Source organism: Sphingomonas chlorellae (assembly GCF_056485145.1).
The window spans coordinates 59,851-77,890 of sequence record NZ_JBQXXM010000004.1; the positions used below are offsets into that span (position 1 = coordinate 59,851).

Annotated in this window: 21 protein-coding genes; 14 read left to right on the forward strand and 7 right to left on the reverse strand. The window is 67.5% G+C overall.

Going from position 1 to position 18,040, the window contains the following annotated elements:
• Positions 1-10 precede the first annotated feature (10 nt).
• Both ACT3CF_RS11660 and ACT3CF_RS11665 read left to right on the forward strand, forming a co-directional pair.
• On the forward strand, positions 11-751 hold the full coding sequence (locus ACT3CF_RS11660; protein WP_478422943.1) for a 16S rRNA (uracil(1498)-N(3))-methyltransferase: 741 nt from the start codon (positions 11-13) through the stop codon (positions 749-751).
• Positions 752-871: 120 nt separating this feature from the next.
• Positions 872-2,245, forward strand: coding sequence for a glutamate--cysteine ligase (locus ACT3CF_RS11665; protein WP_478422945.1), 1,374 nt, complete (start codon positions 872-874; stop codon positions 2,243-2,245).
• Between the two features lie 22 nt (positions 2,246-2,267).
• On the opposite strand, the gene ACT3CF_RS11670 is transcribed toward ACT3CF_RS11665, so the two are convergent.
• Positions 2,268-3,602: a methyltransferase family protein gene (locus ACT3CF_RS11670; protein ID WP_478422947.1), complete on the reverse strand. Its 1,335-nt coding sequence runs from the start codon at positions 3,600-3,602 to the stop codon at positions 2,268-2,270.
• Between the two features lie 157 nt (positions 3,603-3,759).
• On the opposite strand from ACT3CF_RS11670, the gene ACT3CF_RS11675 reads away from it, so the two are divergent.
• The 3 genes from ACT3CF_RS11675 to ACT3CF_RS11685 all read left to right on the forward strand — a co-directional run bounded on the left by ACT3CF_RS11675 (position 3,760) and on the right by ACT3CF_RS11685 (position 7,008).
• Complete coding sequence (locus tag ACT3CF_RS11675) at positions 3,760-5,670, forward strand: M61 family metallopeptidase (RefSeq protein WP_478422949.1); 1,911 nt, start codon at positions 3,760-3,762, stop codon at positions 5,668-5,670.
• 84 nt (positions 5,671-5,754) lie between these two features.
• Positions 5,755-6,303, forward strand: a complete 549-nt coding sequence (gene ppa / locus ACT3CF_RS11680) for an inorganic diphosphatase (protein ID WP_478422951.1) — start codon at positions 5,755-5,757, stop codon at positions 6,301-6,303.
• A 45-nt stretch (positions 6,304-6,348) separates the two neighbouring features.
• Positions 6,349-7,008 carry a DUF1345 domain-containing protein gene (locus ACT3CF_RS11685; protein ID WP_478422953.1) on the forward strand — a complete coding sequence of 220 codons (660 nt, stop codon included), beginning with the start codon at positions 6,349-6,351 and terminating at the stop codon, positions 7,006-7,008.
• 8 nt (positions 7,009-7,016) lie between these two features.
• Here the strand turns inward: ACT3CF_RS11685 and ACT3CF_RS11690 are convergent, their stop codons facing one another.
• From ACT3CF_RS11690 to ispG, 5 genes are all read right to left on the reverse strand, one after another.
• On the reverse strand, positions 7,017-7,403 hold the full coding sequence (locus ACT3CF_RS11690) for a TfoX/Sxy family protein (RefSeq protein WP_478422955.1): 387 nt from the start codon (positions 7,401-7,403) through the stop codon (positions 7,017-7,019).
• Positions 7,403-7,723: a DMT family transporter gene (locus tag ACT3CF_RS11695; RefSeq protein WP_478422957.1), complete on the reverse strand. Its 321-nt coding sequence runs from the start codon at positions 7,721-7,723 to the stop codon at positions 7,403-7,405. Before ACT3CF_RS11695 ends, ACT3CF_RS11690 begins: the two co-directional genes overlap by 1 nt.
• Positions 7,723-8,205: an N-acetyltransferase family protein gene (locus ACT3CF_RS11700; RefSeq protein WP_478422959.1), complete on the reverse strand. Its 483-nt coding sequence runs from the start codon at positions 8,203-8,205 to the stop codon at positions 7,723-7,725. The genes ACT3CF_RS11695 and ACT3CF_RS11700 overlap by 1 nt, the downstream gene beginning before the upstream one ends.
• The gene (locus ACT3CF_RS11705; protein ID WP_478422961.1) at positions 8,202-9,092 is read right to left on the reverse strand and encodes a DMT family transporter; all 891 of its coding nucleotides are present in this window, start codon (positions 9,090-9,092) and stop codon (positions 8,202-8,204) included. Before ACT3CF_RS11705 ends, ACT3CF_RS11700 begins: the two co-directional genes overlap by 4 nt.
• Positions 9,093-9,330: 238 nt before the next feature.
• Complete coding sequence (ispG, locus tag ACT3CF_RS11710; RefSeq protein ID WP_478422963.1) at positions 9,331-10,455, reverse strand: flavodoxin-dependent (E)-4-hydroxy-3-methylbut-2-enyl-diphosphate synthase; 1,125 nt, start codon at positions 10,453-10,455, stop codon at positions 9,331-9,333.
• A 232-nt stretch (positions 10,456-10,687) separates the two neighbouring features.
• Here ispG and ACT3CF_RS11715 point away from each other — a divergent pair, with 232 nt between their 5' ends.
• The 4 genes from ACT3CF_RS11715 (at position 10,688) to ACT3CF_RS11730 (ending at position 14,278) form a co-directional block, all read left to right on the forward strand.
• On the forward strand, positions 10,688-11,641 hold the full coding sequence (locus ACT3CF_RS11715; RefSeq protein WP_478422965.1) for an isoaspartyl peptidase/L-asparaginase family protein: 954 nt from the start codon (positions 10,688-10,690) through the stop codon (positions 11,639-11,641).
• Complete coding sequence (locus ACT3CF_RS11720; protein ID WP_478422967.1) at positions 11,638-12,483, forward strand: S1/P1 nuclease; 846 nt, start codon at positions 11,638-11,640, stop codon at positions 12,481-12,483. Before ACT3CF_RS11715 ends, ACT3CF_RS11720 begins: the two co-directional genes overlap by 4 nt.
• 211 nt (positions 12,484-12,694) lie before the next feature.
• A complete protein-coding gene (locus ACT3CF_RS11725) occupies positions 12,695-13,384 on the forward strand; it encodes an outer membrane protein (protein WP_478422969.1) in 690 nt (229 codons plus the stop codon).
• 255 nt (positions 13,385-13,639) lie between these two features.
• Positions 13,640-14,278, forward strand: coding sequence for a DUF4893 domain-containing protein (locus tag ACT3CF_RS11730; protein WP_478422971.1), 639 nt, complete (start codon positions 13,640-13,642; stop codon positions 14,276-14,278).
• A gap of 14 nt (positions 14,279-14,292) precedes the next feature.
• On the opposite strand, the gene ACT3CF_RS11735 is transcribed toward ACT3CF_RS11730, so the two are convergent.
• A complete protein-coding gene (locus ACT3CF_RS11735) occupies positions 14,293-14,718 on the reverse strand; it encodes a thermonuclease family protein (protein ID WP_478422972.1) in 426 nt (141 codons plus the stop codon).
• 282 nt (positions 14,719-15,000) lie between these two features.
• On the opposite strand from ACT3CF_RS11735, the gene ACT3CF_RS11740 reads away from it, so the two are divergent.
• From ACT3CF_RS11740 to ACT3CF_RS11760, 5 genes are all read left to right on the forward strand, one after another.
• Positions 15,001-15,402, forward strand: coding sequence for a group II truncated hemoglobin (locus ACT3CF_RS11740; protein WP_478422974.1), 402 nt, complete (start codon positions 15,001-15,003; stop codon positions 15,400-15,402).
• A gap of 109 nt (positions 15,403-15,511) precedes the next feature.
• Entirely contained in the window at positions 15,512-15,892 is a 381-nt protein-coding gene (locus ACT3CF_RS11745; protein WP_478422976.1) for a hypothetical protein, read from the forward strand.
• 28 nt (positions 15,893-15,920) lie between these two features.
• Positions 15,921-16,190, forward strand: a complete 270-nt coding sequence (locus ACT3CF_RS11750) for a short-chain fatty acyl-CoA regulator family protein (protein ID WP_478423479.1) — start codon at positions 15,921-15,923, stop codon at positions 16,188-16,190.
• Between the two features lie 84 nt (positions 16,191-16,274).
• The gene (locus ACT3CF_RS11755; protein WP_478422977.1) at positions 16,275-17,339 is read left to right on the forward strand and encodes a ParA family protein; all 1,065 of its coding nucleotides are present in this window, start codon (positions 16,275-16,277) and stop codon (positions 17,337-17,339) included.
• A 61-nt stretch (positions 17,340-17,400) separates the two neighbouring features.
• On the forward strand, positions 17,401-17,988 hold the full coding sequence (locus ACT3CF_RS11760; RefSeq protein WP_478422979.1) for a hypothetical protein: 588 nt from the start codon (positions 17,401-17,403) through the stop codon (positions 17,986-17,988).
• Positions 17,989-18,040 lie beyond the last annotated feature (52 nt).

Below are 18,040 nucleotides of genomic sequence, written 5' to 3' on the forward strand. Positions count from 1 at the left end.
GAGCATCGCCATGCCTGCCACGCCCGCCTGGCCGCCACAATCGGCGCCCCGCCTCTTCATCGACGCCCCGCTTGCCGAAGGGCCGATCCGCATCGACGGTGCGCAGGCACATTATCTGGCAGGCGTGATGCGGCTGAAGCCCGGCGAAGCAATCAAGCTGTTCGACGACCGCACCGGGGAATGGGCGGCGGTGGCGACCAGCGTCGGGCGCCGCGACGTGATGCTCGAGGTGACGACGCAGCTCCGCCCACGCGAGGCCGTGCCCGACCTGTGGCTCTGCGCAGCCCCGATCAAGAAAGGGCGGATCGACTGGGTCGCCGAAAAGGCGTGCGAACTGGGCGTGGCGCGGCTGGTCCCCGTCCTGACCCAGCGAACGATCGTCGACCGGCTCAACGGCGAAAGGCTGCGCGCGCACATGGTCGAGGCGGCGGAACAATGCGGCCGCACGGCACTGCCCGAGCTTGCAGAGCCGGTGAAGCTCACTGCGCTGCTGCGCGACTGGCCGGCGGACCGCGCGCTGTTCTTCGCCGACGAGACCGGCGGCACGCCGGCATGGTCGGCGATGCGCGCGCATCGCGGTCCGGCCGCCATCCTGATCGGTCCCGAGGGCGGATTCGAACCAGCCGAACGCGACGCGATCCGCGCATTGCCGCAGGCGGTCGGCATCGGGCTGGGGCCACGCATCCTGCGTGCCGAAACCGCGGCGGCGGCGGCGGTGACGCTTTGGATGGGCGCAGCCGGCGACTGGTGACACCATGCTGCCATCATCGCCTGGTAGCGACGGGTCGCCTCACAAGTGGCCCAAGGGACACGGCGAAGCGCTGCACGATCCCACTGGCGCCCGGCCTCCGGCGCGATTAAAGGCCCGCAAATGAGCACGAAGACCGTTTCGGACAGCCAGGCAGCGGTCGTCGAAGACCGTGCTCAGCTGATCGAGTATTTCGCCCGAGGCGAAAAGCCCCGCGATCGCTGGCGTATCGGCACCGAGCACGAGAAATTCGTCTATGCGACGGCCGATCATCACGCGCCGAGCTATGACGAGCCCGGCGGCATCCATGACCTGTTGATGGCGTTGACCGAATTCGGCTGGACGCCGATCGAAGAGGCGGGGAAGGTCATCGCGCTTTCCGGTCCGGACGGAACGGTCAGCCTGGAACCGGCGGGCCAGCTCGAGCTTTCGGGCGCACCGCTCGACAACCTGCACCAGACCTGTGCCGAAACCGGCCGCCATCTGGAGCAGGTCAAGACGGTGGGCGAACGGCTGGGCTTCAACGTGCTGGGACTCGGCATGTGGCACGACAAGTCGCGCGCCGACCTGCCGATCATGCCGAAGGGACGGTACCGGATCATGCTGGCGCATATGCCGCGCGTCGGCAATCTGGGCCTCGACATGATGCTGCGCACCTGCACGATCCAGGTGAACCTCGATTATGCCAGTGAAGCCGACATGGTGCAGAAGTTCCGCGTGGGGCTGGCACTTCAGCCGCTGGCGACGGCGCTGTTTGCCAATTCGCCCTTCACCGACGGGCGGCCCAACGGCTATCTGAGCTATCGCAGCCATATCTGGTCGGATACCGATCCGGCGCGCACGGGCATGCTGCCGTTCGTGTTCGAGGACGGGTTCGGGTACGAGCGCTACATGGAGTACGCGCTCGATGTGCCGATGTACTTCGTCTATCGCGACGGCCAGTATATCGACGCGGCGGGACAGAGCTTCCGCGACTTCCTGAAGGGCGAGCTGCCCGCCTATCCCGGGCACAAGCCGACGATCGACGACTGGGCCGACCATCTGTCGACCGCGTTTCCCGAAGTGCGGCTGAAGACGTTTCTCGAAATGCGCGGCGCCGATGGCGGGCGCTGGGGACGGATCTGCGCGCTGCCGGCGCTGTGGGTCGGCCTTCTCTATGACCAGAGCGCGCTCGATGCGGCCTGGGCGCTGGTGAAGGACTGGAGCCTTGAGGACCGGCAGACGCTGCGGGATTCGGTTCCCCGACTGGCGCTCGACGCACCGCTGCCCGGTGGCGGCAAGCTGCGCGACATCGCGGGCGAAGTGCTTGACATCGCGGCGGCGGGTCTGAAGGCGCGCGGACGGCTGAACGCTTCGGGGGACAATGAGAGCGGATTCCTCGATCCGCTGCGCGAGATCGTGCGCACCGGCAAGGTACCGGCACAACTGCTGCTCGACCGGTTCAACGGCGACTGGCAGGGCGATATCAGTCGGGTCTATGAGGAAGCGCGCTTCTGAACCGCGCCGCGCGGCAACGTGATCAGGCGCCGCGCGAAAGCCCCAGCCGGACGAACAGCCGCGGAACCAGGCCATAGCGGGCCATCCAAGCGTCATAGGCACGATAGGCAGGATCGGCCGACAGGTGCCGCTCCTCGGTCTTCGCGCGCCAATAGTAGACCCCGCTGACCGCAGCGAGCAGCGCGGTGTTGCGGATCGCGTCCGACGTTCCCGTGGTCGCGAGGAAAGGCAGCGTCGAGAACCACCAGAACAGGTTCTTGGCGAGATAGGCCGGGTGACGGCTGAACGCATAGGGACCGTGCGTCAGGATGCCGCGGTGCGTGAGGTTCGAGAAGCGCAGCCCGAACGCCACGGTCGCCCAGGCATAGATCGCCGTCAGGCCGACGAGCACGCCACCGAGCACCGCCAATGCCCAGTCGTGGCCGGCAAGCCAATAGGTCCAGTCCGCCGTACCCGGGTGATAATCGAGCGGGCCACCGCCGCCCATCAGCACGAACGGCGGATAGCAGATCAGCGCCGCCGTCCACCCTGCGGCATAGGGGTTGGCGCTGCGGATGTGCGAGTCGAGCGGGCGGAAGGTAAGCACATAGCCCGCCGTCGCAAAGGCGACGTCGACCATGAACATGAAGTCGATGCAGTAGCCCGCAAGCGTGACCGGGCTGGCGAGCGCCCGGCGTGGATCGATCGCAACGAACTGGCCGAAATTCGCCGGTACGATCGCGACCATGAAGGCAAGGAAGAAGCCCTTCACCGCCCAGCTGCGCAGATGGTTGGCGATCGCCGCACGATCCACGCCTTCGGCCCCCATCAGCCACGCGCCGAGCGACCAGGCGCCGTCGCGCGGCTCGACCAGATAACGGTCGAGCCAGATCACGTAGGGCACCGACAGCACGAACAGAAACGGGGCGGCGGCCGCAAAGCAGCCCATCGCAAAGGGGAAATTGGCGAACCGCGTATCCCACCAGAAGCGTGCGAGCAGATAGATCGCCGCCATCGCCCCCCAGGTGATCCAAAGGCCGGTCAGCTTGGTGATCGAGATGTCGATCGTCGCCCGCCAGGGGCGCGGATGACCCCAGTCGATACCGGTCGACGCGTTCCGATGGACGCGGTCGACGAGGAGCGACCAGCCAACCATCGGCACCGCGCAGGCGAACACGTTGACGAGCGCGGCATAGGGACCGTCGAGTCCCCAATGCTGCGCGGCCGCCACCCAAAGGCCCAAGCCGGCCAGCCCCGCCAGGCCGACCGCCCCGCTGACCGCCGAAACGGGACGGGCGTCCCGCGCCGCCCCGCCGCCGCCGGCGTCGGCCGCGGAAGCCGGAGGCGACGAGGCGCTTGAGGAAGTCGCAGGGTCCATGGCGGCTCCTGCCTAGCCCGGCTTGGTTAGGAAGCGGTGAAGCATTGCCGCCAGAGCAGCATTCCCAACGGCTCGTCGCACGATCAAGGCTTTACGTCGCGCGCGGCCGCCGCCTATGACCCCTTGTCCACACTCCAGATGCGAGGTCGCCCGCCCAATGGTTCGTGCGTTGTCGTTCGCCGCTCTCCTGCTTGCCACCACCGTCCCGGTGCTTGCCACCACCGTCCCGGTTTCGGCCCAGAACTCGGCTCCCCACCCCACCCCGATCGTCGACACCATTCCGGCGGCGCGCGATGTGCCCTATCCGGGCACGCTGCTGCTCAACATCGACGCGACCAACGTCCAGCAGGGCATCTTCCGCGTGAAGGAGACGATCCCCGTCGCCGAAGCCGGGCACATGGTGCTGCTGTTCCCGAAATGGCTGCCCGGCAATCACGGTCCGCGCGGCGAGATCGAGAAGCTGGCCGGGCTGAAGATCCGGGCCAACGGCAAGGACGTGCCGTGGACGCGCGATGCGGTCGACGTCTACGCCTTCCACATCGACGTGCCTGCCGGGGCGCAGCAGATCGAGGCCGAGTTCCAGTTCATCTCGGCGACCGAACCCGATCAGGGCCGCATCGTCGCCGCGCCCAACATGCTCAACCTCCAGTGGAATTCGGTGAGCCTCTACCCGGCCGGCTATTATACGCGCCAGATTCCCGTGCAGGCGACCGTCACCTATCCGACCGGCTGGACCGCAGCTTCGGCCGTACCCGCCAAGGCGACGGGATCGACCTACAGCTATGACAAGACCAATTACGAGGTGCTGGTCGATTCGCCGGTGTTTGCGGGCCGCCACTATCGGCGCATCCCGCTGTCGGACAAGGTGACGCTGAACGTCTTTGCCGACGCGGCCGAGGAACTGGCGGCGAAGGACGACCAGATCGCGAAGCACAAGGCGCTGGTGACGCAGGCGGTCAAGCTGTTCGGCGCGCAGCATTACGACCATTACGAATTCCTGTTCGCGATAACCGAGGAGATGGGCGGGATCGGCCTGGAGCATCACCGCAGCTCGGAAAACGGCGTCGGCCCCGGCTACTTCACCAAGTGGGACGAGAATGCGGGCGCGCGCAACCTGCTGCCGCACGAATACACGCATAGCTGGGACGGCAAGTTCCGCCGTGGCGCCGACCTGTGGACGCCCGATTACCGGACGCCGATGCGCAACTCGCTGCTGTGGGTGTATGAGGGCCAGACGCAGTTCTGGGGCTATGTCCTCGGCGCGCGCTCCGGGCTGAACAGCAAGCAGGAGACGCTCGATTCGCTGGCGAACATCGCCGCCAGCCTCGACAACCGGCCGGCGCGCCAGTGGCGCAACCTGCTCGACACCACCAACGACCCGATCATCACCGCACGGCGGCCCAAGGGCTGGGTAAGCTGGCAGCGGTCGGAGGACTATTACAACGAAGGACTGCTCGTCTGGCTGGAAGTCGACTCGGTGCTCCGCCGGCTTTCGGGCGGCAAGAAGTCGATCGACGATTTCGCCCAGGCCTTTTTCGGGATGCGCGACGGCGACTATGGCGAGCTGACCTATACGCTCGACGACGTGGCGGCGACGCTCAACGGCATCCAGCCCTATGACTGGAAGGCGCTGCTTAACGAGCGGCTGACCGCGACGACCGAGCGGGCGCCGCTCAACGGCTTCACCGGCAACGGCTACAAGCTCGTCTACACCGAAGAGCCCAACAAGATGGCGCGCAAGGGCATCGCCGACCTCAGCTATTCGCTGGGCCTCGCGGTGGGCAAGTCCGGGATCATGGCCGTGACCTGGGACAGCCCCGCGTTCAACGCGGGCATCGACCTGGGCGACACGATCGTCGCAGTGAACGGCATGGCCTATTCGAGCGATCGGCTGATCGACGCGGTCAAGAACGCCAAGACCGACAAGGCGCCGATCAAGCTGCTGCTCAAGAGCGGCGACCGCTTCCGCGAAGTCGCCATCGACTATCATGGCGGGCTGCGCTATCCGCACCTCGTCAAGACTGTCGAGGGAGAGGCTGGCCTGGACAAGCTGCTCACGGCGCGCTGACCGGCGGCGGGGCCGCGACCCGGCCCCGCTTCCCCGGCGTGCTCGACCAAGGGCATCACCTGCCAACTCTGGGAAAGCTATTGCATGCGTATCGATCTTATTCCGGTCGGCGACGATCCGCCGCACACCCTGAACGTCATCATCGAAGTGCCCGTTGGCGGCGAGCCGGTGAAGTATGAGTTCGACAAGAAGTCCGGCGCGCTGTTCGTCGACCGCATCCTGCACACACCGATGCGCTATCCGGCCAATTACGGCTTCGTGCCGCACACGCTGTCGCCCGACGGCGATCCGCTCGACGCGCTGGTGATCGCGCGCACGCCCTTCGTTCCGGGCTGCGTCGTGCGCTCGCGCCCGATCGGCGTGCTGAAGCTGGAAGACGAGGCCGGCGGCGACGAGAAGCTGGTCTGCGTGCCGGTGGACAGCACCTTCCCCTATTACACCGATGTGGGCGAGCGCACCGACCTGCCGTCGATCGTGCTCCAGCAGATCGAGCATTTCTTCAAGCACTACAAGGACCTCGAGTCCGAGAAGTGGGTGCGCATCGGCCAGTGGGGCGATGCGGCCGAGGCGCGCCGGATCGTCGTTGAGGCGATCGAGGCCGCGAAGAAGGCAAAGGACGCCACGGCAGCCTGAACGCCGCGCGGCCGCCCGGGCCGCGCCCCAACCGGAGAGGCGGCGATGGCAGCGGAACGGAAACAGCGGCGGGCGATCGGCAACCTGATCGCACCGCCGCGCTTCCTCCTCTTCCTCGCCGTCACCGGACTTTGCTTCTGGTTGCTGACGCCTGCGTGGGGACTGCGCATCGGATCGATGCTGGCTTTCGATGCCGGCGCGCTGCTGTTCCTGATCGCATGCCTGCCGCTGTTGCGGCACAAGTCCACGCACATGCGCCGCTCGGCCTGCCGCAACGGGGCCAACCGGCTGTTGCTGCTCGCGCTGACCGGGGCGGTGATGCTCGCCATCCTGGCGGCGGTGGCGAGCGAGCTGATGCAGCGCCACGCACCGGACACGCCGACGCTGGCACTGATCGTGGCGACGCTGGCGCTGAGCTGGACGTTCAGCAACACGATCTACGCGCTCCATTATGCCCATCTCTTCTACCTCGCCGCCCCCGAGGGTGAGGCCGATGCGGGCGGGCTACAGTTCCCGGAGACGCCCGAGCCCGATTACTGGGACTTCGTGTATTTCGCCTTCTGCCTGGGCATGACCTTTCAGACGAGCGACGTGACGATCACCCAGGGGCGGATGCGGCGTCCGGTGACGGCGCATTGCCTGGCGGCGTTCGTGTTCAACCTGGGCATCATCGCCTTCACCATCAACGTCCTGGGCGGCGGCTGACCCCCGGCTCAACCGGTTCCGGGCGGCTGCGGGCGGACGGCACGACGGCGGCGCGGCCGCCGCGGCCCGGCGCGCATTCCGGCGGCAACGGCATGTCCCGCCCATTCGCGCATCGCGTCGGCATCGTCATAGACCTCGGCGGGCGCGCGACGATAATCGAAGGTGCCGACCCGCCCCTCCCCCATCGCATAGATGAAGCGGTCGCAGCCTGCAGCGTCCCACAGCGCGTCGCTGTCGCCATCGGCCTTGAACCACAATTCGCCGTCGTGGATGAGCGCGAAGACGATGCCGTCGCAATAGAGCATCGCCCCGCCCATCATCGGACGCATCGTCACGACGCCGTCGAGTGCCAGCGCCTCCGTCACCCAATCAACCAGGCCGGGATCGATCGCCATCAGCCGTGGCTCACCAGCTTGAGCCCGAGGATGCAGCCGATCAGCCCGAGGATGAGCAGGATGCGCGCCGCCCCCGCCGGCTCACCGAACCACAGGATGCCGACGAGCACGGTGCCGAGCCCGCCGATCCCGCCCCAGACGGCATAGGCCGTTCCCATCGGGATCGAGCGCGAGGCGAGTTCGAGGAGCGTCATCGACATGCCGACCGACCCGAGAAAGCCGAGCGTCCAGGGAATGTTGCGGAAACCGTCGACAAAGCGAAGGCAGGTGGTGAACCCCACTTCGAACAGCCCGCCGAGGATCAGGAGCGCCCAGGCCATCAGCCGCGCCCCGCCAGCGCCACCAGCGCATCGCCGCTGACGCGCTGGACCGTCCATTCGTCCATGCCGACTGCTCCCTTGGCGCGATAGAAGTCGATCGCGGGCTGGTTCCAGTCGAGCACCGCCCATTCGAAACGGCCATAGCCGCGATCCACCGCAATTCCGGCAAGATGGCGGAGCAGCGCGCCGCCGACCCCGGCACCGCGTGCGGCGGGGGTCACGTAGAGATCCTCGAGGTACATGCCGGGCCGCCCGGTCCAGGTGGAAAAGTTCTGAAAGAACAGGGCGAAGCCAAGCGGCGTTCCATCCGCGCCTTCGGCGATCACCGCCTCGGCCGCCGGGCGGGGGCCGAACAGCGCGGCGTCGAGCATCGGCTCGGTCGCCACCACGGCGTCGGGCTCGCGTTCGAACGCGGCGAGCTCGCGGACGAAGCCGAGAATGCAGGGGATGTCGGCGGGCGTGGCAGGGCGGATTTGCGTCATGCGGCAGCCTCGGTCTGTGGGGCGGGGGCGACCCGGCCGCGTATCGCGACCAGACAGCCCAGGATGATGAGCAGCGCACCGCCGACGGTCCATGCCGAAACCCGCTCGTCGAACACGAAATAGCCGAGCAGGCTCGCCCAGACGAAGGCGGTGTATTCGACCGGCGCCAGCACCTGCGCCTCGGCATGGGCATAGGCCCAGGCGAGCAGCACCGCCGACACCGATCCGACCGCCGCCGCGCCGAGAATCTGGGGCCAGAGCGCGACGGCGGGCATCGTCGACAGCCATGGCGCGGCGGGCAACATGACGATCGCGAGCACCACGCTGGTGAACAGCGCGACCTCGAGCGGGTCGGCCACCTGTGCCTGGCGGCGCAGCAGGATCAGGCTGCCCGCATAGAGAATCGACGCGGCGAACACCGCGACCGAGCCGAGCACGACATCGGCCGAGGCGCGCGCCTGAACCTGCCCCGCCGCAATCGCCAGCACGCCGAGGGCGGCGACGAGCGAGCCGGTGATCGCCGCACGCCGAATCCGCTCGCCGAGAAACACCGCCGCGAGGAACAGCGCGATCAGCGGGGCGAGGAAGGTGAGCGCCACCCCCTGCGCCATCGTGACGCGCGCCAGCCCCCAGAAGAACAGCACCACCGACGCCCCCGCGATGGTGCCGCGGGCAAAGTGGAGCGTCAGCGCCTGCCGCCCCGGCCACGGCGTCCGGCGCAGGAGGAAGATCGGCCCCAGCAGCACGATCGCGCCGACCGAGCGCCACAGCACCGCGCTATAGGCCCCGTGCGCGATCGACATCCCCTTCATCACGGCGTCCATCACCGAATAATTGGCGATTCCGAGCGCGGCGACGGCGAAGGCGAGAGCAGGAGAACGACGCATCCGGCGGCGGTAGCGCGCTGAACCAAAAATGGCGAGGACCGAGCGAAGTTGATGAAGTTTAGGCTCCCTTCACGTGAGCAAGGCTTGCGCGGCATCGCCGCCCCGCCGGCGGCACGACGCCGCCGGGCGCATCAAAGCATCGCATTTCCTATTAGGAAAGCGGCCTTTTCGGCGGTGACGATCGCGTCGGCAGCCGCGGCCGGGGCAGCAGGCACGGTGGGCGCGTGCCCGGCGCCGGCTATTCGGCCGCCTCGACCCGCGCGGCGGTCGCCGCCTCGATCTCGGCGGCCTTGGCCTCGACCAGCTTGACGATGTGATCGAGCATGTCGGCATCCTCGACCGTGTGGTCGGTCAGGCCCGACAGATAGACCATGTGCTTGCCGTTGCCGCCGCCCGTCAGGCCGATATCGGTCTCGCGCGCCTCGCCGGGGCCGTTGACGACGCAGCCGAGCACCGAGAGCGACAGCGGCGTACGGATGTGCTGGAGCCGTTCCTCCAGCGCCTGCACGGTGCGGATCACGTCGAAGCCCTGGCGCGCGCAACTGGGGCACGAGACGACGCGGACGCCGCGGTTGCGGATGCCGAGCGCCTTGAGGATCTCGAACCCGACGCGCACTTCCTCCTCAGGCTCGGCCGAGAGGCTGACGCGGATCGTGTCGCCGATGCCGAACCAGAGCAGCGAGCCGATGCCGATCGCCGACTTGACCGTGCCCCCGACGAACCCGCCCGCCTCGGTGATGCCGAGGTGCAGTGGGCAGTCGACCGCCTCGGCGAGCTGCTGATAGGCCGCGACGGCGAGGAACACGTCCGACGCCTTCACCGCCACCTTGAACTCGTGGAAGTCGCGGTCCTGGAGCAGCTTGATATGGTCGAGCGCCGATTCGACCAGCGCCTCCGGGCAGGGCTCGCCGTATTTTTCCAGCAAATCCTTTTCGAGGCTGCCGGCATTGACGCCGATGCGGATCGAGCAGCCATTGGCCTTGGCGGCGTTGACCACCTCGTTCACCCGGTCGGCCGAACCGATATTGCCGGGATTGATGCGCAGGCAGGCGGCGCCGGCATCGGCGGCCTCCAGCGCACGTTTGTAGTGGAAATGGATGTCGGCGACGATCGGCACGCGCGCGGCGCGGACGATCTGCCTGAGCGCCGCCGTGCTTTCGACGTCGGGGCACGAGACGCGGATGATGTCCGCGCCCGCGTCCTCGCAGCGACGGATCTGGTCGATCGTCGCGCGAATGTCCGAGGTGGCGGTGTTGGTCATCGTCTGCACGGTCACGGGCGCATCGCCCCCGACGGGGACGTTGCCGACCATGATCTGGCGGCTCTTGCGCCGGACGATATCGCGCCAGGGACGAACGGACATGCGGATACTCGTGCAATTCGGGAGAAGATGCGCGCCGATATAGCCCCGCGGGACGTTGAGCGAAAGCCATGGGGACGCGGCGGCCGCTTTCGCGCGCCCGCCCCGCCCCGCCCCGCCCGCGCCCGGCTGGCGAAGCGCGCGACTTCTGCTAGGGAGCCGGCGAACGAGACCGGGAAAGACCGGCCCCCGCGCGGCCCCGCCGCGGTGCCGCCATGCCGTTGGAGTATCTGCCATGTCGACTGCCACCCGAACCGAAGAACGACCCCGCTGGACGCTGGTGATCCATGGCGGCGCGGGAATCATCGAGAAGGACCGGATCACCCCCGAACAGGAAGCCGGGGTGCGCGCAGGGCTGGAGGCGGCGCTGACCGCCGGGTCGGCGGTGCTCGACCGTGGCGGCAGCGCCATCGACGCGGTGCAGGCCGCGGTGCAGGTGCTGGAGGACGACCCGCATTTCAACGCCGGGCGCGGCGCGGTGTTCACCTGGGAAGGGCGCAACGAGCTGGACGCCGCGATCATGGACGGCAAGCGCCGCGCGGCGGGTGCGGTCGCCGCGCTGACGACGACGCGCCACCCGGTCGCCGCCGCGCGCGCGGTGATGGAAAAGAGCCCGCACGTCCTGCTGGCGGGCAGCGGCGCCGAACAGTTCGCACGCGAACAGGGGCTGGAACAGGTCGACAATGACTGGTTCGCCACCGCCGAGCGCCGCGGGCAGCTCGACAAGATGAAGGCGAACGACAAGCTCGACTGGTTCGACGTCGACCTGAAATACGGCACGGTGGGCGCGGTGGCGATGGACGCCGAGGGGCATGTCGCCGCCGCGACGTCGACCGGCGGGCTGACCGGCAAGCGCTGGGGCCGCGTGGGCGACACGCCGGTGATCGGCGCGGGCACCTATGCCGACGATCGCGCCTGTGCGGTGTCGGCGACCGGCGCGGGCGAGTTCTTCATCCGCGCGGGCGTGGCGCACGAGATCTGCGCGCGCGTGCGCTTCAAGGGCGAGACGCTCCAGGCCGCTGCCGACACGGTGATGGCCGAGGTGAAGGCGCTGGGCGGCACGGGCGGCGTGATCCTGACCGGCCCCGACGGGACGATGGCCTGGAGCTTCAACACGCCCGGCATGTATCGCGGCCGCGCCGCATCGACGGGCGAGCGGCTGGTGGCTTTTTACGGAGACGATCAATGAAGCGCCTGTTGCTGGCGATTGCGGCGCTGGCCGCCCTCATCACCACGACCAGCCCGGCCGCGGCCTATTGGGAATATGGCCACGAGACGGTCGCGGCGATCGCATGGAAGAACATCAGCCCGCATACGCGCAGCGAGATCCGGCAGTTGCTCGCGCATTCGGCGGTGCTCGACACGCCGACCTGTCCGACGCGGACGATCGAGGAAGCGAGCGTATGGGCCGATTGCGTCAAGACGCTGGGGCCGCGTTTCGCCTATGCCTATAACTGGCATTTCCAGAACGTCGACATCTGCAAGCCGTTCGCGATCGAGCCGGTCTGCCCCGACGGCAATTGCGTTTCGGCGCAGATCGAGCGCCAGTTCGCCAAGCTGAAGAACCGGCGGACGCCGATGCAGGAGCGCGTGATGGCGCTGGCCTTCCTCGTCCATTTCGTCGGCGACCTGCACCAGCCGCTGCACGCGGGCGACCGCGGCGACCTGGGCGGCAACCGCGCGCGGACGACCTATGGCAGCTATTCGACCGAGCGGCTGAACCTGCACGCGGTGTGGGACGGGCTGCTCGCCGAGCGCGCGATTTCGACGCCGCCGTCGCTGGTGCGGATCTATTCGCCGCGCGAGCGCCGGATCGACCAGGCCGGGACCGTCACCGACTGGAGCCGTGAGAACTGGCAGGTGGCGCGCGACGTCGCCTATGCCACCGCCTATGGCGAGCCGTGCGGCCCGGTGCCGCAGCGCGCGCAGCTGAGCGAGGCGGCGATCGAGGCGATGATCGCGCCGGCGCGCGCGCAGATCCGCCGCGGCGGGCTGCGGCTGGCGCGGCTGCTCGACGCGGCGCTGCGCTGACCGGCAGCGCCCGCCCCGGCGCCCTGCGGCGGGCGCCGGGAAGCACTGTTGCCGCGATGCAACAGTTGGGCGGATTTGTGCCGATCCGGTTCGGGTGCGGCGCAACAATGCGCCCGCTCAGGACTTGTTGACCACACCGGTGGCCGCCCCGTGCCCGCGTATTCCGGGCCTGCGCCACCGGCGGGTTCAACAAGCAAAGGGTTATTCCGACATGCGTATCCTCATCGCCGCCGCGGCCTGCGCCGCGGCAATGCCCGCGGCTGCCCTGGCGCAGACGAGCACGACCGGCACCGCCTATGACACGGGCACGACGGCGACCCCCGCCGACACGGCGACGGCCACGACGACCACCGCGCCGGGCAACGCCGCCGACGATGCCGCGACGCCGCGCGCGCCCGACGGATCGCGGGCGTTCGGGATCGAACCCTATGTCGGCGTGATGGGCGGGTACGAGCAGTTCGACGATTCGCATCCGGTCGCGGGCATCCCGCGCGCGCCGGGCGGCCGCGATTTCGACGGCGGGCTGGTGCAGGGCGTGGCGGGGATCAACGTGCCGCTGGGGCCGGTGTTCGTCGGCGTCGAGGGCAACGCCGCCAAGGGCGTTTCGGGCGACATCGACTGGGAATATGGCGTGGCGGGCCGCTTGGGCTTTCGCATCGGCGAGAGCGGCCTGATCTATGGCAAGGCCGGCTATCAGTGGGTCAATTTCGACGCGCTGGGCAAGGACAGCCGCGATTTCCACGACATCACCGCCGGGCTGGGCATCGAGGTCGGCCCGCGCGACATCGGGCTGGGCGGCGTGACCGGCAAGAGCGGCGTGCGCTTCCGGCTGGAACTCAACAGCTTTGGCAAGAGCTTCAACAGCTTCCAGCCGATGGCGGGCGTCGTCTTCCACTTCTGAGCCCGCGTTCGACGCGAATCGCACCGCCCCCGCGCCCGGCCGCGGGGGCGGTGTCGCGACGCCGGGGAACGGGCACGTCGTGCGTAGGGCGCGGGTTCCTCGGTTCGTCCCGCTGCACCTGCGAACCGGCGCAGCTTTAACCTTTCGTTAACCAGGCACTGACACCCCTGATCGGGACGAAGGGCCGCCCGCGCGACGATCGCGCGTCGCCGACGGCCCCGACGCTCCGTTCGAATCGTGTTGGGGGAAGTCTCGATGATGCGGGTCGCCGGTATCCTGGTCGTGTCGATGCTGGCCGCAGGCTGCGCCGCCGAACGCACGCGCCCCGCCGCGCGCGCCAGCGTGGCGATCGAGGACGCGCCGGCGTGGCGCAACACCATCGCCAGCGAGGACGAGGGACGGCTCGCCGCGCTGCCCGCCGCGTTGCAGGGGCTGGCCGCCAGGCTGCCCGCACGGGTGCGCACCGCGCAGGGCGCGCTGCTCGATCCGCAGGCCGGGCTCGACTATCCGGCGTTGCCGCCGGGGGCCTATCGCTGCCGCACGCTGCGGCTGCGCGCCGGGGGACGCGCGACGATCCTGCGCACGACGCCTGCCGATTTCTGCAACGTGTCGGGCGCACCCGACGGGCTCGCCTATGCCCGCCAGACCGGCGCCGAGCCCGCCGCGGGCTATTTCTATCCCGACGGGCGCCGGTACATCTTTCTGGGCGCGCGTCAGGCGCGGGCAGGCGACAATTCGATCGGCTATCAGCACGACCGCAAGCGCGACCTGGTGGGCGTGGTGGAGCGCGTGGGCGGATTCCGCTGGCGGATCGCGGTGCCCGGCACGAGCGCGGGCGCGGTCGACATCGTCGAGCTGACCCCCGTCCCCCCCGAGCAGCAGCCGCGCGGCTGAACCGCGCGCGGCTCTCAGCACCAGGGGCGGCGGCGGCCTTCCCAGGGCCGGGCCAGCCCCTCGTCGACGAGCATCGCGCCGATCGAACGCCCGTCGCGTTCGACGATGCGCAGCTTGCGGCCATAGCGATCGGTGTCGCGCCGGCCGGCGACGAGGTCGAACGGCCCCTCCCCCAGCAACTGCTGGAGCCGGCGCGTCGCCGCATCGCCGAGCCGGCGTTCGCGGGCGCAACGCGGCGGATGCGTCTCGGGCGCGTCGATATCGGCGATGCGGATGCGCGCGCCGTCGAGGCGGAAGGTGTCGCCGTCGACGACACAGCGATCGGCGCCGCCGCGCGGGCAATAGCCGAAGGCACCGGCGGCGACCGCACCCGCGCCGGGCTTGGCGGCGGGCGGCCCGGCATCGCACGCGGCGACGGCGGGAAGGAGCGCGAGGAGCAAGGCGAGCGACCGGCGGCAGGCGCGGGACGACGGGCGGGAGGCGCGCGGGCGGGCGACGCCCCGGCGCGCGGTGAACGCAGACGATACCAACATCGCCGCCGGCCCTAGGCGGCGGGACGCGCGGCCGCAATCGTCGCGACCGGGGCGGTGCGACGCCGCCGCCACGCGGGCGCGACATCCGGGCTCTATCCTATTGCCAGGCAGGCAAAGCCGGTTCCGCGGGGCGCGCGACTTTGATACCAGTCAAGGCCGGACGCCCGCCGACCCGGGCAAGGATCGCGCATGGCCGAGCCCTCCCCCTATATCCAGATCGGCGGCGCCTCGACGGTGCACGCGGTGGTCGCCCGCTTTTACGACCTGATGGAGCAGGACCCGGCCTATGCCGCGCTGCGCGCGATGCATGCCGAGGATCTGGGGCCGACGCGCGAGTCGCTGGAGCAGTTCCTGATCGCCTGGCTGGGCGGCCCGCGCGACTGGTTCGACGCGCGCCCGGGCGCGTGCATCATGGGGCTGCACCGCGGGCTGGGGATCACGCCGCAGACGGCGCAGCAATGGCTGCACGCGATGGACCGCGCGGTCACCGCCGACCCGCGGATCGAGCCCGCGTTGGCCGAACAGATGCTCGACGCGTTCCGCCGCATGGCGCGCGGGATGGCCGCACGGCCGGTGGCCGCCGCGGTCTGAACCCGCGCCGCGCGGCCCCGCCGCCTGCCCGCGCGGCGCGCGCGGCGGATTGATCCGATCCGGAGCGGATTGGCGCCGAAACGGTGGCGATGCGGCTAAGATCGCCGCCATGCCGCACACCCCCCGCCCGCCCCGCGCACCGACCGGCCAGCCCCGGTCCGCCGACCCCGCTCCCGACCTGCACGACGAGGATGCGCGCGACGGCGATGCGCATGACGACGCCCCGCACGCCGGGGCGGACGATGCGCGCGCGGCGGCGGCAGCGGCCGGGGATGCGACGGGGCTGGGGGCCGAGACGGGGGCGGCGACGGGGGCCGTCGATTATGCCTGCACGCATTGCGGGTCGCCCGCGCTGGTCCGCGACGCCTGGGCCGAATGGGACGCGCACGGGCAGCGATGGCGGCTCAACGCGCTGTTCGACTATGCCTTTTGCCAGAGCTGCCACCGGCGCACGCCGCTGATCGCGCGGGCAATCGCGGACGGGCGATAGGGCGCGGGGCGGGACGCTTTTCCGATGGATCTGGGCGGGACGCGGCGGCGGGGCGGCGCGGCCCCGGCGGGTGCGCCCGCGCTTCGTGATCGCGCCGGGCCTGCCGACGGCGGAGGCGGGGACGCTGGCGGCGGCGCGCGGGGTGGACCTGGCGGGGCGGGCGGCGCCGATCGGGCTGGGGTGCCGGGCGTGTACGCGGCCTGCGTGCCCGCAGCGCTCGGCGGCGCCCGCGGGCCGCGCGGCGGCGGGGAGCGAGCGGGAGCGCGGGGTTACGGCGTTTGGGTTTGCGGGGGATTGAGGGGATGTGTGCCCAAGTGTTTATTGTTTTTGAAGATTCTTGCTGCTCTAACTCATTTTAAGACGACCGGCTGAGGGGGATAACATGAAGCAGATTGCCGTTTTCAACCACAAGGGGGGCGTGGCCAAAACGACTATGACGTTCCACTTGGCGTGGATGCTGTCGCTATTGGGTAAGCGGGTGATGGTTGTGGATTGTGATCCACAGTGCAATCTAACAGGGGTGTTTTTAGGCGACATCGATACGGAGGATTACCCGTTCGAGAGCAAAAATCCCCAAGAGCCAAAGAACATTCGTGATGCAGTAAGGCCCGCATTTGAATCACGACCTTATATGATTGGAGCAACGGAGCTTTATGAGTCTCCTGTTCAAAAGGGATTGTTTCTACTGCCCGGCCATGTTGGCTTAGCTGAATATGAAAGCCAGTTAGCCGTAGCGCACGAGCTCAGCAATACTCTTTCTGCTCTTCAAAATATCCCTGGTGCTCTACATCATGCTATAGCCAGGTCTGGAGAAGAGTATAGTATAGACTTCGCTTTGGTTGATATGAGTCCGAGCTTAGGTGCGATCAACCAGAACCTGTTTATGACCAGCGATGCCTTCATATTGCCTATGGCTCCTGATCTCTTTTCTTCGATGGCTCTCCGGTCTTTGGCTAGAACGCTTCCAAAGTGGGGAGAGTGGGGAAGGAAGGCCGCGAGCAACGCTTTGCTGAAGGTTGCGGACTATCCGTTCCGACCGGTTACGCCTAAATATTTGGGATCGACGGTAAATAACTTTCGAAAGCGAGCGCGCGGAGACGAAGAGGCTCGGCCGACCCAGGCCTTCCAGAAGTGGTTCAACAAGCTTGCTGAGGTAAAAAGCACGGATCTATTGGTTGCTCTTGAAGCCGCTAATATGCTTCTCGATAATGAAATATATTCGGATGCTCACGCTCTTCCGACCGATTTCCTTATGGAGATAGGCTCGCTAGACGGCTTGATTGCGACTGCTCAAGAGCTGGCAAAGCCGGTATTCGCTATCGATTTAGTCAAAGACACGAACTTCCGGGGTAATGTCGCGGAAACGTATCATAGTAAAATTCAAGATGTTTATAATGGATTTAGGTCCGGTGCGGAGAAGGTTATCGCTCTGACAGACAGGTTCTAATATGGACAGGTTCATCTCGGCGACTGAGACGTTCGATCATGCGATTGAGCGGTCTCGGCAAATGATCACGCTTTTCGATGCGCTCAACGCTTTGAGGCCTAATGCAGCTGCTAATGACGATGCTTTGCGTTCTGCGTACTTCTTGGCAGTAAGCTCATTTGACTTCCTTGTTCATGAACTTGCTGCAATAGAAGCTAAATTCAGATTTTCAACGGGAGTCGCCACTAGGAATATAAAGCTCCCTATGGAGATAATGACGATACAGGATCAAGATGACCGGGTTGGCGCTGCGGAGCGGTGTGTAAGAGAAAGCAATTCCTATAAGGCGTTTGTGGACCCTGCCAAATTGGGAGAGTTGCTATCTTGCTACTGTGAAAAACCTTGGAATCGGCTTTGTGAACTTGTTAATGCAGGGGTGCTCGCCCCGAGGTCGGCTGACGATATAAAGGGGCAGCTCAAAAGCATCTGGAAAAGGCGGAATCAAATAGCTCATGAGGCCGACGTTAATCCGTTTTTAGCTGGAGTCTCTCTTTGGCCAATCGATAAAAACGATGCGATCATAACCATAGACTTTATTGCGAAGTTGGGAGCAAGTGTTCCGGTAGTGATTGCCGGCAACTTAGGCGAGGTTGCGGAAGTGAATGTGTGATAGGTTCGGCGGCACATTACTTGTGCCGCCGCCACCTTGGTTTGGGTGAATT